The following is a 12,611-nucleotide window of genomic DNA, read 5'->3' on the forward strand; positions in this document are numbered from 1 at the left end:
TTAAGTATGGCTAAGTTTCAAGCTAAATCGCAAAACGACGCTCCAGACGATGGTCTGAAGGAAAAAATGATCGCGATCAACCGCGTGACCAAAGTGGTGAAGGGCGGCCGTATTCTCGGTTTTGCCGCACTCACCGTGGTCGGTGACGGTGATGGTCGCGTTGGCATGGGCAAGGGCAAGTCGAAAGAAGTGCCTGCAGCCGTGCAAAAGGCCATGGAAGAAGCGCGCCGCAACATGACCAAGGTGTCATTGAAAAACGGCACGCTGCACCACAATGTGTTCGGTCACCACGGTGCAGCCAACGTCATGATGGCGCCGGCTCCCAAGGGTACCGGCATCATTGCTGGCGGTCCGATGCGCGCAGTGTTCGAAGTCATGGGCATCACCGACATCGTGGCCAAAAGCCATGGTTCGAGCAACCCGTACAACATGGTGCGCGCCACCATGGATGCACTGAAAAATTCCACCACGGCTTCCGATATCGCGGCCAAGCGTGGCAAATCAGTCGAAGAAATCTTCGGCTAAGGCGGACAGTGAAATGACCAAAGAAATCAAAGTAAAAGTCCAGCTGGTTCGCAGCCCGATTGGCACCCAGGAATCACACCGCGCTACCGTGCGTGGTCTGGGCCTGCGTGGCGTCAACAGCGTCAGCGAATTGCAGGACACGCCCGCAGTGCGCGGCATGATCAACAAGATCAGTTATCTGGTCAAGGTTATCTGAGCGGAGACTCATCATGGAATTGAACACAATCACGCCTGGCCAGGGCGCCAAACATGCCAAACGGCGTGTCGGTCGCGGCATCGGCTCTGGCTTGGGCAAAACGGCCGGTCGTGGCCACAAGGGACAAAAATCCCGTTCGGGCGGCTACCACAAGGTAGGCTTCGAAGGCGGTCAAATGCCTATGCAGCGTCGCTTGCCCAAGCGTGGTTTCAAGTCACATCTGCTGAAATTCAATGCCGAGGTCACCCTCACGGCACTGGAACAGCTCGGTCTGGCCGAAGTGGATCTGTTGACCCTGAAGCAGTCTGGCCTTGTGGGTCAGATCGCCAAGAACGTCAAGATCATCAACACCGGATCGCTGTCATTGGCGGTCAAGCTGACGGGTATTTCTGCTACGGCAGGTGCCAAGACCATCATTGAAGCCGCTGGCGGCTCCATCGCTTAATACTTGACGGAACCAATCAGTGGCAACCAACTCGGCTCAAATTGCAAAAACCGGCAAGTTCGGCGACTTGCGCAACAGGCTTGTGTTTTTGCTGCTGGCGCTGGTCGTGTACCGTGTCGGTGCGCATATTCCAGTTCCAGGCATTGACCCCGGTCAATTGAAGGAGCTGTTCAAGGGCCAGCAGGGCGGCATATTGAACTTGTTCAATATGTTCTCCGGTGGTGCCTTGTCAAGATTCACGGTGTTTGCCTTGGGCATCATGCCCTACATCTCGGCTTCCATCATCATGCAGCTGCTGACTTATGTGGTTCCCACATTCGAGCAGATGAAAAAAGAGGGTGAATCGGGCAGGCGCAAGATCACGCAGTACACACGTTACGGAACGCTAGGGCTTGCCCTGTTCCAGTCGATGGGTATTGCCGTTGCGCTGGAAAGCTCGCCTGGTTTGGTGTTGATGCCTGGTTTCGGGTTCAGGATGACAGCAGTGTTCAGTCTGACAGCGGGAACAATGTTTCTGATGTGGTTGGGCGAGCAGATTACTGAGCGTGGCTTGGGCAACGGTATCTCAATCCTGATTTTTGCAGGTATTGCGGCTGGTTTGCCAAGTGCACTCGGTGGTTTACTGGAACTGGTGCGTACTGGTGCCATGAGCATATTGATTGCCATCGTGATCGTTGCGGTTGTTGTGCTGGTAACGTACTTTGTTGTGTTTGTTGAGCGAGGTCAACGCAAGATTCTTGTGAACTATGCCAGGCGACAAGTTGGTAACAAGGTTTATGGTGGACAGTCATCGCATTTGCCTCTGAAGCTGAACATGGCAGGCGTTATTCCTCCCATTTTTGCTTCCTCGATTATTTTGCTGCCAGCAACGGTGGTGGGGTGGTTTAGCACGGGTGAAAGCATGCGCTGGTTGAAAGACATCGCCAGTACGCTGACGCCGGGTCAGCCGATTTATGTGATGCTGTACGCCAGTGCGATAATCTTTTTCTGTTTCTTTTACACAGCTTTGGTATTTAACAGCCGTGAAACTGCAGACAACCTGAAAAAGAGCGGGGCGTTCATTCCGGGAATTCGTCCAGGTGATCAGACGGCACGCTACATCGACAAGATTCTGGTTCGCCTGACATTGGCAGGCGCGGTTTACATCACCTTCGTATGTTTGCTGCCCGAGTTTTTGATTTTAAAGTACAACGTACCGTTTTATTTTGGTGGAACGTCGTTGATGATTATTGTTGTGGTCACTATGGATTTCATGGCTCAGGTTCAGAACTACATGATGTCGCAGCAGTATGAGTCGTTGCTGAAAAAGGCCAATTTCAAGACGTGATGTCCTGATTGACCTGACGATTTATGGCGAGCACATGGTGTGTTCCGTTCCAAGTAAGCACAGAGTGAAAGTTTAGGAGAAAAAAATGAGAGTTTCAGCTTCGGTCAAGAAAATTTGCCGCAACTGCAAAATCATCCGTCGCAAGGGCGTTGTCCGCGTGATCTGCACAGATCCACGTCACAAACAGCGCCAAGGCTGATTTTTAAGAGATTTAGAGGACGCACATGGCACGTATCGCTGGTATCAACATTCCGCCGCAGAAGCACGCCGAAATCGGCTTGACTGCAATTTTTGGCATTGGTCGCACACGCGCTCGCAAAATTTGCGAAGCCTGTGAAATCGACTATGCCAAGAAAATCAAAGATCTGACCGACAGTGACCTGGAAAAAATCCGGGACCACATCGCTCAGTTCACCATCGAAGGCGATTTGCGTCGTGAAACCACGATGAACATCAAACGCCTGATGGACATCGGCTGCTACCGTGGCTTCCGCCATCGTCGTGGCTTGCCCATGCGTGGCCAACGCACCCGGACGAACGCCCGTACCCGCAAGGGTCCGCGTAAGGCCGCTGCGTCTTTGAAGAAATAATTGAGAGGTCGTCATGGCAAAATCACCCAATAACAGCGCCGCACAGCGCGTTCGCAAGAAAGTTCGCAAGAACGTGGCCGACGGCATTGCCCACGTCCACGCTTCTTTCAACAATACCATCATCACGATCACCGATCGCCAGGGCAATGCCTTGTCATGGGCGTCATCTGGTGGTCAAGGTTTCAAGGGTTCGCGCAAATCGACGCCTTTTGCCGCACAGGTTGCTTCAGAAGTCGCCGGCCGCGCCGCCATCGAACAAGGCATCAAGAACCTTGATGTCGAAATCAAGGGACCTGGTCCTGGACGTGAATCTTCTGTTCGTGCGCTGGGCGCGCTTGGCATTCGGATTAATTCGATTGCTGACGTAACACCGGTTCCGCACAACGGCTGCCGCCCACAAAAGCGTCGCCGCATTTAAATCGTGCTGTTTCGCCCGGCCGCTTGCTCAGCAGGCGGTCGGGCGCCAGCATTTTCACCAAGCCCACCGCCATCAGGTTCACGCCGAAGGCTCCTGCAGAAATTGCAGCAGATGACAAAAGGATATTCAAGTGGCACGTTACCTCGGCCCCAAGGCCAAACTATCACGCCGTGAAGGCACCGATCTTTTCCTGAAAAGCGCCCGTCGCTCGATCAGCGACAAGGCAAAATTCGACTCCAAGCCAGGTCAGCATGGCCGTACCTCCGGTACGCGCACTTCCGACTACGGTCTGCAACTGCGTGAAAAGCAGAAAGTCAAGCGCATGTATGGCGTTCTTGAAAAGCAGTTCCGCCGCTACTTCGAAGAAGCTGATCGCCGCCGTGGCAACACTGGCGCCAATTTGCTGTCGGTGCTGGAATCGCGTCTGGACAATGTGGTTTACCGGATGGGTTTTGGATCGACACGCGCTGAAGCGCGCCAGTTGGTTTCCCACAAGGCAATGACCGTCAACGGCCAGTCGGTCAATATTCCATCTTACATGGTCAAGGCCGGTGATGTGATTGCCGTTCGCGACAAGTCTAAAAAGCAGACGCGCATTGCTGAAGCGCTCGAACTTGCCAAGCAGGTTGGCCTTCCTGCCTGGGTGGATGTCAATGCTGACAAGGGTGAAGGTACCTTCAAGAAAGTGCCTGATCGTGACGAATTTGCTGCCGACATCAACGAATCGTTGATCGTCGAGTTGTACTCACGTTAATTTTTTGTTCCTGGCGGGCACGCTTGCCGTGCCGCCAGGTGTGCTTCGCCAGCCTTATCGGTGTAATGAGCCGAGGGTATTGAGAGGAAGACTGCATGCAGACTAATTTGTTAAAACCAAAAACTATCAATGTTGAGCAGCTTGGCGCAAACCGCGCCAAGGTGACTCTCGAGCCTTTTGAGCGTGGTTACGGCCATACGCTGGGCAACGCGCTGCGTCGTGTACTGCTGTCATCCATGGTGGGCCATGCTGCAACTGAAGTGACTATCGCCGGTGTTTTGCATGAGTACTCTTCCATTGACGGTGTCCAGGAAGATGTTGTCAACATCCTGTTAAACCTCAAGGGTGTAGTCTTCAAACTACACAACCGCGATGAAGTGACTTTGAGCCTCCGCAAGGATGGCGAAGGTCCGATCACTGCGGCTGATATCCAGACGCCTCATGATGTTGAAATTGTCAACCCTGACCATGTGATCATGAACTTGTCGCACGGCGGCAAGATTGACATGCAGATCAAGGTCGAGAATGGTCGCGGCTATGTGCCGGGTAACGTCCGCCGTTATGGTGACGAGTCGCCAAAGTCGATTGGCCGCATTGTGCTCGATGCTTCTTTTTCTCCGGTCAAGCGCGTCAGCTACACCGTTGAAAGTGCCCGCGTTGAGCAGCGTACGGATCTGGATAAACTGGTTCTGGAAATTGAAACCAATGGCGCAGTAACTGCAGAAGACGCGGTTCGTGCATCAGCCAAGATACTTGTTGAACAACTGGCTGTATTTGCCCAGTTGGAAGGCAATGAATTGGGCGCAATCATCAATGATCCGGCGCCTCGCAGTTCGCAGCAATTCGATCCCATTCTGCTGCGCCCAGTCGATGAACTCGAACTCACGGTGCGTTCGGCAAACTGCTTGAAAGCAGAAAATATTTACTACATTGGCGATCTGATCCAGCGCACCGAAAATGAGCTGCTCAAGACTCCCAATCTGGGACGGAAATCTCTCAACGAGATCAAGGAAGTATTGGCCTCTCGCGGCCTGACACTGGGAATGCGTCTTGAAAGCTGGCCTCCTGCCGGCCTTGACAAGCGCTGATATTTAAAACTCTCGTCTTTCGATGAGAAAGTGCACGGGCAGTACCTGATACGGCTGTTTCGATATTACATAAAGGAAGCACTATGCGACACGGACACGGACTACGTAAATTAAACCGCACCAGCGAGCACCGCCTCGCCATGTTGCGCAACATGATGAATTCGTTGCTCCAGCACGAAGCCATCAAGACCACGCTGCCAAAAGCCAAAGAGCTGCGCCGCGTGGTTGAGCCCATGATTACCCTGGCAAAAACGCCAACCCTGGCCAACAAGCGCCTGGCATTCGACCGTCTTCGCGACCGCGACATGGTTGTCAAGCTGTTTGCTGAACTCGGCCCACGCTACCAGACCCGTCCAGGCGGCTACACCCGTATCCTGAAGATGGGTTTCCGTGTTGGCGACAATGCGCCTATGGCTTTGGTTGAACTGGTTGATCGTCCTGATGTTTCGGAAGAAATTAAAGATGACGCAGCAGCTGCAAAGTAAGCTATAATAATCAAATACCGCGCGGTGGAGCAGCCTGGTAGCTCGTTGGGCTCATAACCCAAAGGTCGTAAGTTCAAATCTTGCCCGCGCAACCAACATCTGGTTGTTAAAATCAGTACAAAAAGCCTACTTTATGTAGGCTTTTTGCTGTCTGTCTGCTATTACGCCAAATCAGTACGCTGTTTCTTTTTAGAGCGGTTTCGTTGTAACCAGCAAAGGAACTGAGAACGGCCAGGTCGATCAAAGGCTGATTTGGAGGTCATCGATCATGTCGTGGCGAAATGGACAAGCCTATGCACAGGATTTGCGCGACCGGGTGCTGGCCGCGCCAGGCGTGCTGCGCGAGGTCGCCGAGCGCTTTGGCGTGAGCCAGGCCTATGTCTGCCGGGCGCGGGCACGCCGCGAGCGGCTCGGCCAGACGGGCCCGGGCGCGCAGCATAACCACATGCCGCTGCGCCTGGCCGCGCTGGAGGGCGCGCTGCGCGAGCAGGTCGCCAGAGCGCCGGCGCAGACGCTGCGCGAGCTGCGTCAGTGGGTGCGTGCCGAGCACGGCATCGAGGTAGGCACCACCACGATGTTCAAGACCCTGAGGCGGTTCGGGCTGACGCTAAAAAAAAATCACCCTGCACGCGGCCGAGCAAACGCGGCCCGACGTCGCCCAGGCCCGCCAGGACTGGAGCGCCAGACAACCAAGCCTGCCGGCCGCTCGGCTGATCTTCCTCGATGAGACCTGGGCAACCACGGGCATGGCCCCGACGCGGGGCCGCTCGCCGCGGGGCCAGCGCTGCCGGGGCTTTGCGCCCGCCGGCCACTGGCGCACCACCACGTTTGTCTGCGCGCTGAGCACCCAGGGGCTTCGGGCGCCCCTGGTACTTGACGGCCCCCTCAACGGGCCTGCCTTTCGCGCCTGGGTCGAGCAGTTTCTCGTGCCCGAACTGCGGCCCAGCGACATCGTGGTAATGGACAACCTCAGCGCCCATAAAGTCGCCGGCATCCAGGCGGCCATCGAGCAAGCCGGGGCGACGGTGAAGTACCTGCCGCCCTACAGCCCGGACTTCAACCCCATCGAGCAGGTCTTTGCCAAGCTCAAGGCGATGCTGCGAAAGACCCAGGCCAGAACCGTCGATGCCTTGTGGAGCGCCATTGGCCAATTGCTCGACCGGTTTGGCAGCGCCGAGTGCGAGCGCTACGTTCGCCACTGTGGCTATTGCGGGTCAGGGTGAAGCCGCTCTAGCGGTCTTGCGCGCCTCATAATGCGTCATCAGTGGCGTGACTGAAATACCATGCGCAATGACTGATGCAACCACTACGGATAGCGCCATCGACAGCAGACGGTCGGCCAGCACCGGCTGAATGCCATGGTTGATGGCATAAAGCAGGTAATACAGCGAACCGATGCCGCGTATCCCAAACCAGCTTATCAAATTCCGCTGCGAGCCCTTGACTCGGGTGCCGAGCAGGCCCATGTAAACCGCCAGCGGGCGAACCAGCACAAACAGCACAGGAACGAACCACAGTGCGTCGCGTTCAAACTCAACCGTTGCCAGCAGCACACCGACCGCCAGAACAATCCCGACCTCGACAAAACTTTCAAGCTGGCTGTTAAAGCGCTGCACTGCATTCATCATGTTGGCTGGCGCTTCGGCACCGGATGCAGCCTGCTCGTCAGGGCTCAATCCGGATACGGATTCCGGAATCTCAGCCTGCTCGGAAGGCCGTGCTGATTTGCCCTCGTCAATACGCCGCAATGCCAGTCCAGCGGCGAAGACCGCCAAAAAACCGTAGCTGTGGCAGAGCAGGGCGACGCCATAGGTCAGTCCAATCAGGCCGAGTGCGATGAATTCGTCAGACCTCAGGGCTTCCCGGTGGCGTACACGCAAATAGATGATGGCGCGGCCCACCAGCGTGCCCAGCAGGTAGCCCAGGCCCAGGCCGGCTGTGATGGCCCACAGCACATCAACCATCCACCACCGCCAGCCGCCTTCGCCCAGTTCATGCACGCCCAGCAAGCCCAGTCCCAGCATGACAAAAGGAAACGCCGTGCCGTCGTTCAGCCCGCCTTCGCCGGTCAGGCCAAAGCGCAGCCGGTCGCGGTCACCGGGGTTGGACACTTGCACATCGGATGCGAGAACCGGGTCGGTCGGTGCCAAGATAGCCCCCAGCAGCACTGCGGCCCCTAGCGACAGGCCCAGTCCATAGAAACCCAGCGCCGTAATCAGACCCACGGTCACGATCATGGAGACAGTGGCCAGTTGCACCGGGATTCGCCAGCGCCGGTCGCGCAGCGGCAATTCGAGCTTCATACCGGCGGTGAAAAGTGAAATCAATACGGCAATTTCAGTTACCCGCTCCAGCAGCACCTTGTTTTCCAGGGCATCGATCTGGAGCAATCCCAGGCCCAGCGGACCGATGGCGATGCCGACCCCGAGATAAAGCATGGCGGCGCTCAGTGGCAAACGGGAGAGGAAGGAACTGGCCATCGTCATGATAATCAGCAACAAGCCAATGATCAGGATACCCAGCGTGAATGCGTTCCCCTCAATCATTGAAAAACCCTGGGATCAAGGATGGAGGCCTGGAAAATTAGTGCAATCATCCCTTCAGCTTAAGGGAATCAGCCATGGCTGAACAGCCGCATATTCTCACGGGCCAAGGTGATACCAGGATTCAGGGTTAACCGTGATTTTTGATGAAATAGGCCTGTAGCGCAATAGAAATAAGCATTGCATGCTATTAAAAAAATAGCATTTAATCCCGTTAAACCCTTGAATTTACCAGTCCACCAGACTCAGGCCCACGCTCAGCACATTGCGCCGTTTGTTGTAGTCCAGCAGGCTGTCGCCATAGCCGTTGAACAACTGGACGTGGTAGCGCAGGCCGGTGTAGTTGGGCGAGGCTGCCGGCGCCATCATCCAGTCAATCCGGGTCGAGCCCTTGGCTTCGCGGTGCAGCGAGTGCCGCAGCGTCACGCCCAGGGTGTTGGCTTTGTTGATCTGCCAGGTGGCATTGAGTTCGGCGCGGCCGATGAAGTTTTCAATCCCGGGGTTGTCGTCATCGGCCGGCGATTCGTGCATCCGGTCCCAGATGCGGCCCTGCAGGCGCAGGCTGGACTCCGGGCCCAACACTTTTTCCGCCGCGCCCATCAAATAGGTGCGGTTCCAGCTGCGGGACAGTGGTTCTGACTGGCCGTTGGACTGGTGCACCAGCCCCACGCCCGAGAGCCGGTAATTCCAGCCGCCGGGCAGCGCAATCTGGTGTGGGTAAATATAGACGAGTTCCGGCTCATGGTCGGTGGTGCGGAACGGCCGCGACAGGCCACCGTTGAACAGTTGCCAGTAGCTTTGCTGGCTGTAGCCAAACCAGAGCGAATCCTGGTCATCCTCGTCGGAGTCGCCGCTTTTGAGCAGACCCTTGGCAATCTTGGTGCGTACCGACAGCTGGATCTTGGTTTCGGCATGGCTGTAATCCGGTGGCGACCCGGCCCCGATCACCGGCGGCGGATTGACGCCGCCCGACATGACGAAAGCCAGGGAAATGGGCCGATAGCCGCGAATGGCAAAGGTGTCGCAGTCGGTGCCGCGCTGCAGCTCCCAGAACCTGGACAGCTCTGAATACTGGGTGTTGCGGCAGCCAATGGGCTTGCCGTCAGGCGCCTCGGTGTTGAGAGAAGGCAGCAGCAGGATCTGCGTCGCGGGTTCCCCGGTGGCCGGATTGGCCGGCGCAGTGGTCATGGATGCCGGCGGCGTATTGGCCGGCAACTGTGATTCGGCCCATTGCTGAAAACATGTCAGCTGTGCGCTGGCATTGTCCTTGATGGCCTGGCACACCTGCCAGCCGAGGCTGGAAGGGCGGTTGGCCGGAGGTTTGGCAGCCGGAGTGGTTTGGGCTTGCGCCAAACCGCCCGCCAGCAGTCCGGCCATGAACAAAAGGCTGTTCAGGGGCAGGAGTTTGAAAGTCATGGGTTGGGCAGTCATCATTCGTTGGGTTCAGGACTGCAATCAGGGCAGTTTTGTCAGTGTGAAAAAGACCTCAGGCGCATCGGGCGCGGCGCTGCGGCTGGTATCTTTCCAGCGGCCCTGGTACACCTGGCCGCACGAGCCAGCTTTCATTTCACCGTTCCAGGTGCCGGTGATGCTGATGTTGTCGGACGATTCGTCAAGCAGCAGCATGCCTTCATCAAGGTCGCCGGCCAGCGCGGCCTGGGCTGAATGTCCAGCGATGGCCGCCGTGCCGGCAGCACGGCCCAATTCGCGGCTGACCGTGCCGGCCAAGCTTTCCGAGAATTCGGCGTGGCGCTTGAGAAGCATCGTGGCCCGCTCGGGCAGTCCAGGCGGCGGATCGGTAAAGCGGACGGCCCAGCGGCCATGCAGCTGTTCGGCTTTCATGCCGTGAGCCGGCGGGCATGTTGATTCAGGCTTGTTTTGGGCATTTGCGCAGGCTGCAAGGGCGCTGAATGCTACTAAAAAAATAGCGAGTCGGAGGATTTTGGAATTCATGGGTCGGTCAAGGCCTTGGTCGCGGCGCAAGGCGGTTCTGTCGAAAAGAAGAGTCTGCGGTGCCAGCGAGGCCATCAATGTCAGGCCGGCAATGGTATCTGAAAGCAGATTCTTGCAGTTTGACAAGGGCAGGAGACCCAAAAATCCTGGCTTACCGGCCTTCGTAAGCCGCTTTCGCCGCTGCCGCCGCGGCCAGCCCATCGGCGGATTTCTTGGCGAATTCGGCGCGCAGGGCCTTGAGCTTTTCGCGCGGGTCTTCCTTGATGGTCGCCTTGTCCAGCGCCATTTCGGCGATGAAGCGGCTGGGCACGCCGGCGATCAGGTCGCGGCCTTTCTTGCGCTTGCGCAGCCAGTCCACGGCCAGCGTGCGCTGGGCTCTAGTGATGCCGACATACATCAGGCGGCGCTCTTCCTGCAGGCGCAGCGCGATGCTGTCGGTGTTCTGGCCGTCGTCGTCGTCCAGCTTGAAGGGCAGCAGGCCTTCGTTGACACCGGCAAGCACCACATGCGGCCACTCCAGGCCCTTGGATGCGTGCAGCGTGGAGAGCGTCACGACGTTCTGGTCGCCCTCGCGCTCGCTGATGGTGGACAGCAGGGCAATCGTTTGCACCACTTCGAGCATGGTCTTGGTCGGTTTTTCAATCGTCGCGCCCGAGGTGTCGTCAATCTGGCCGCCGCAGCGCTGGGACATCCAGTCGCAAAAATCCATCACGTTGCTCCAGCGCGCGCTAGCCACCTTTTCGCTGTCCTCGCCGTCGTAGAGGTGCTTTTCGTAGTCGATTTCCTTGAGCCAGTCGGTCAGGAAAATGCGTGCATCTTCCGCGCCCACGCATCGCTTGGCGCGGTATTCGAGGTCGTTCAAATAGCGGCCAAATTCCTGCAGCGAACCGACCGCCTTGGCCGGCAGCACCGAGCCCAGCGAATTGCTGAACAGCGACTCGAACAGGCTGAGCTTGTAGGTGTCGGCAAAGGTGTTCAGCGCGCCCAGCGTGGTGTGGCCAATGCCGCGCTTGGGCGTCTTGATGGAGCGGATGAAGGCCTGGTTGTTGTCGTTGTTGACCAGCAGGACCATCCAGCTGCACAGGTCCTTGATCTCGGCGCGGTCGAAAAAGCTTTGGCCGCCCGACACCTTGTAGGGAATATTGGCCTTGCGAAAGGCTTTTTCGAACGGCTTGGCCATGTGGTTGGCCCGGTACAGCACGCAAAAGTCCTTCCATTCGCGGTACTGCCTGCCTTCTGGCAGCAGGCTGCCTTCGGCGCGCAGGCTCTGGATGCGGGCCACCACGCGTTCGGCCTCGTGCTCCTCGCTGTCGCAATCGACCACCCGCACCGGCTCACCTTCGCCCAGTTCGCTGAACAGGGTTTTCGGGAACAGCTTGGGGTTCGGGCCGATGACGTTGTTGGCGGCGCGCAGGATGGCGCTGGTCGAGCGGTAGTTCTGCTCCAGTTTGACCACCTTCAGGGTCGGAAAGTCCTGCGGCAGCTTTTTCAGGTTGTCCAGCGTCGCGCCGCGCCAGCCGTAGATCGACTGGTCATCGTCGCCGACCGCCGTGAAGCGGCCGCGCTCGCCGACCAGCAGTTTGAGCACTTCGTACTGCGTGGCGTTGGTGTCCTGGTATTCATCGACCAGAACATGGCCGAGCGACGCCTGCCATTTGCTGCGCACGTCTTCATGCTCCTTGAGCAGCTTGAGCGGCAGGCCGATCAGGTCGTCGAAATCGACGCTCTGGTAGGCGGCGAGGCGCTCTTCGTAGTGGCCCATCACGCGCGCAATCAGGCGTTCCTCGTCGCCGCTGGCCTGCGCCTCGGCCTGCGCGGCGTTGAGTCCCTGGTTTTTCCAGGCGCTGATGGTCCATTGCCACTGGCGCGCCGTGGCCACGTCGGTGCTGCCGCCCGCATCCTTCAAAATGCTGGTCACATCGTCGCTGTCGAGGATGGAAAACTGCGGTTTCAGGCCCAGCGCCGCACCGTCCTGGCGCAGCATGCGCACGCCCAGCGCATGAAAGGTGCAGATCAGCACGCCCTTGGCCGACTTGCCGATCAGGCTTTTGGCGCGCTCGCGCATCTCGGCGGCGGCCTTGTTGGTGAAGGTGATGGCGGCAATCTGCTCGGGCTTCATGCCCATCTGGATCAGCCGGCCGATTTTGTGCGTGATGACGCGTGTCTTGCCCGAGCCGGCGCCGGCCAGCACCAGGCAGGGGCCGTGCAGGTAGTTGACGGCTTCCTGCTGGGCCAGGTTCAGGCCGTGGGCGATGGGCGATGCGGGAGAAGGTGAAGACATGCGGGC

14 protein-coding genes, 1 tRNA gene and 1 pseudogene are annotated in these 12,611 nt (G+C 57.7%); 12 read left to right on the forward strand and 4 right to left on the reverse strand.

Going from position 1 to position 12,611, the window contains the following annotated elements; genetic code table 11:
- Window positions 1–6 precede the first annotated feature (6 nt).
- The 12 genes and pseudogenes from rpsE to PNAP_RS28280 all read left to right on the forward strand — a co-directional run bounded on the left by rpsE (window position 7) and on the right by PNAP_RS28280 (window position 7,051).
- Window positions 7–525: a 30S ribosomal protein S5 gene (gene rpsE / locus PNAP_RS01665; protein WP_011799766.1), complete on the forward strand. Its 519-nt coding sequence runs from the start codon at window positions 7–9 to the stop codon at window positions 523–525.
- A 13-nt stretch (window positions 526–538) separates the two neighbouring features.
- On the forward strand, window positions 539–721 hold the full coding sequence (gene rpmD, locus PNAP_RS01670) for a 50S ribosomal protein L30 (RefSeq protein WP_011799767.1): 183 nt from the start codon (window positions 539–541) through the stop codon (window positions 719–721).
- A 13-nt stretch (window positions 722–734) separates the two neighbouring features.
- The gene (rplO, locus tag PNAP_RS01675) at window positions 735–1,166 is read left to right on the forward strand and encodes a 50S ribosomal protein L15 (RefSeq protein WP_011799768.1); all 432 of its coding nucleotides are present in this window, start codon (window positions 735–737) and stop codon (window positions 1,164–1,166) included.
- A gap of 19 nt (window positions 1,167–1,185) precedes the next feature.
- On the forward strand, window positions 1,186–2,493 hold the full coding sequence (secY, locus tag PNAP_RS01680; RefSeq protein ID WP_011799769.1) for a preprotein translocase subunit SecY: 1,308 nt from the start codon (window positions 1,186–1,188) through the stop codon (window positions 2,491–2,493).
- 85 nt (window positions 2,494–2,578) lie between these two features.
- On the forward strand, window positions 2,579–2,692 hold the full coding sequence (gene rpmJ, locus PNAP_RS25430; protein WP_011481465.1) for a 50S ribosomal protein L36: 114 nt from the start codon (window positions 2,579–2,581) through the stop codon (window positions 2,690–2,692).
- Window positions 2,693–2,717: 25 nt separating this feature from the next.
- Window positions 2,718–3,083 carry a 30S ribosomal protein S13 gene (gene rpsM / locus PNAP_RS01685; RefSeq protein ID WP_011799770.1) on the forward strand — a complete coding sequence of 122 codons (366 nt, stop codon included), beginning with the start codon at window positions 2,718–2,720 and terminating at the stop codon, window positions 3,081–3,083.
- Window positions 3,084–3,096: 13 nt separating this feature from the next.
- Window positions 3,097–3,501 (forward strand): 30S ribosomal protein S11, encoded by a 405-nt coding sequence (gene rpsK, locus PNAP_RS01690; RefSeq protein WP_011799771.1) that lies wholly within the window; start codon window positions 3,097–3,099, stop codon window positions 3,499–3,501.
- A gap of 130 nt (window positions 3,502–3,631) precedes the next feature.
- Window positions 3,632–4,255, forward strand: a complete 624-nt coding sequence (rpsD, locus tag PNAP_RS01695) for a 30S ribosomal protein S4 (RefSeq protein ID WP_011799772.1) — start codon at window positions 3,632–3,634, stop codon at window positions 4,253–4,255.
- Between the two features lie 95 nt (window positions 4,256–4,350).
- Window positions 4,351–5,343 (forward strand): DNA-directed RNA polymerase subunit alpha, encoded by a 993-nt coding sequence (locus PNAP_RS01700; protein ID WP_011799773.1) that lies wholly within the window; start codon window positions 4,351–4,353, stop codon window positions 5,341–5,343.
- Between the two features lie 83 nt (window positions 5,344–5,426).
- Window positions 5,427–5,828 (forward strand): 50S ribosomal protein L17, encoded by a 402-nt coding sequence (gene rplQ / locus PNAP_RS01705; protein WP_011799774.1) that lies wholly within the window; start codon window positions 5,427–5,429, stop codon window positions 5,826–5,828.
- Between the two features lie 18 nt (window positions 5,829–5,846).
- Window positions 5,847–5,923, forward strand: a tRNA-Met gene (locus tag PNAP_RS01710).
- Window positions 5,924–6,096: 173 nt separating this feature from the next.
- Window positions 6,097–7,051: pseudogene (locus PNAP_RS28280) on the forward strand (IS630 family transposase).
- Here the strand turns inward: PNAP_RS28280 and PNAP_RS01725 are convergent.
- The 4 genes from PNAP_RS01725 to PNAP_RS01740 all read right to left on the reverse strand — a co-directional run bounded on the left by PNAP_RS01725 (window position 7,043) and on the right by PNAP_RS01740 (window position 12,605).
- Window positions 7,043–8,374 (reverse strand): cation:proton antiporter, encoded by a 1,332-nt coding sequence (locus PNAP_RS01725; protein WP_011799775.1) that lies wholly within the window; start codon window positions 8,372–8,374, stop codon window positions 7,043–7,045. The pseudogene PNAP_RS28280 and the gene PNAP_RS01725 sit on opposite strands and share 9 nt — an antisense overlap.
- Before the next feature lie 225 nt (window positions 8,375–8,599).
- The gene (locus PNAP_RS01730) at window positions 8,600–9,787 is read right to left on the reverse strand and encodes a phospholipase A (protein WP_041376902.1); all 1,188 of its coding nucleotides are present in this window, start codon (window positions 9,785–9,787) and stop codon (window positions 8,600–8,602) included.
- Window positions 9,788–9,826: 39 nt separating this feature from the next.
- Window positions 9,827–10,213, reverse strand: coding sequence for a hypothetical protein (locus PNAP_RS01735; protein WP_157040190.1), 387 nt, complete (start codon window positions 10,211–10,213; stop codon window positions 9,827–9,829).
- Between the two features lie 262 nt (window positions 10,214–10,475).
- Window positions 10,476–12,605, reverse strand: a complete 2,130-nt coding sequence (locus PNAP_RS01740) for an ATP-dependent helicase (RefSeq protein WP_011799778.1) — start codon at window positions 12,603–12,605, stop codon at window positions 10,476–10,478.
- Window positions 12,606–12,611 lie beyond the last annotated feature (6 nt).

Origin of the sequence: Polaromonas naphthalenivorans CJ2 (assembly GCF_000015505.1) — a bacterium.
Classification (GTDB): domain Bacteria; phylum Pseudomonadota; class Gammaproteobacteria; order Burkholderiales; family Burkholderiaceae_C; genus Polaromonas; species Polaromonas naphthalenivorans.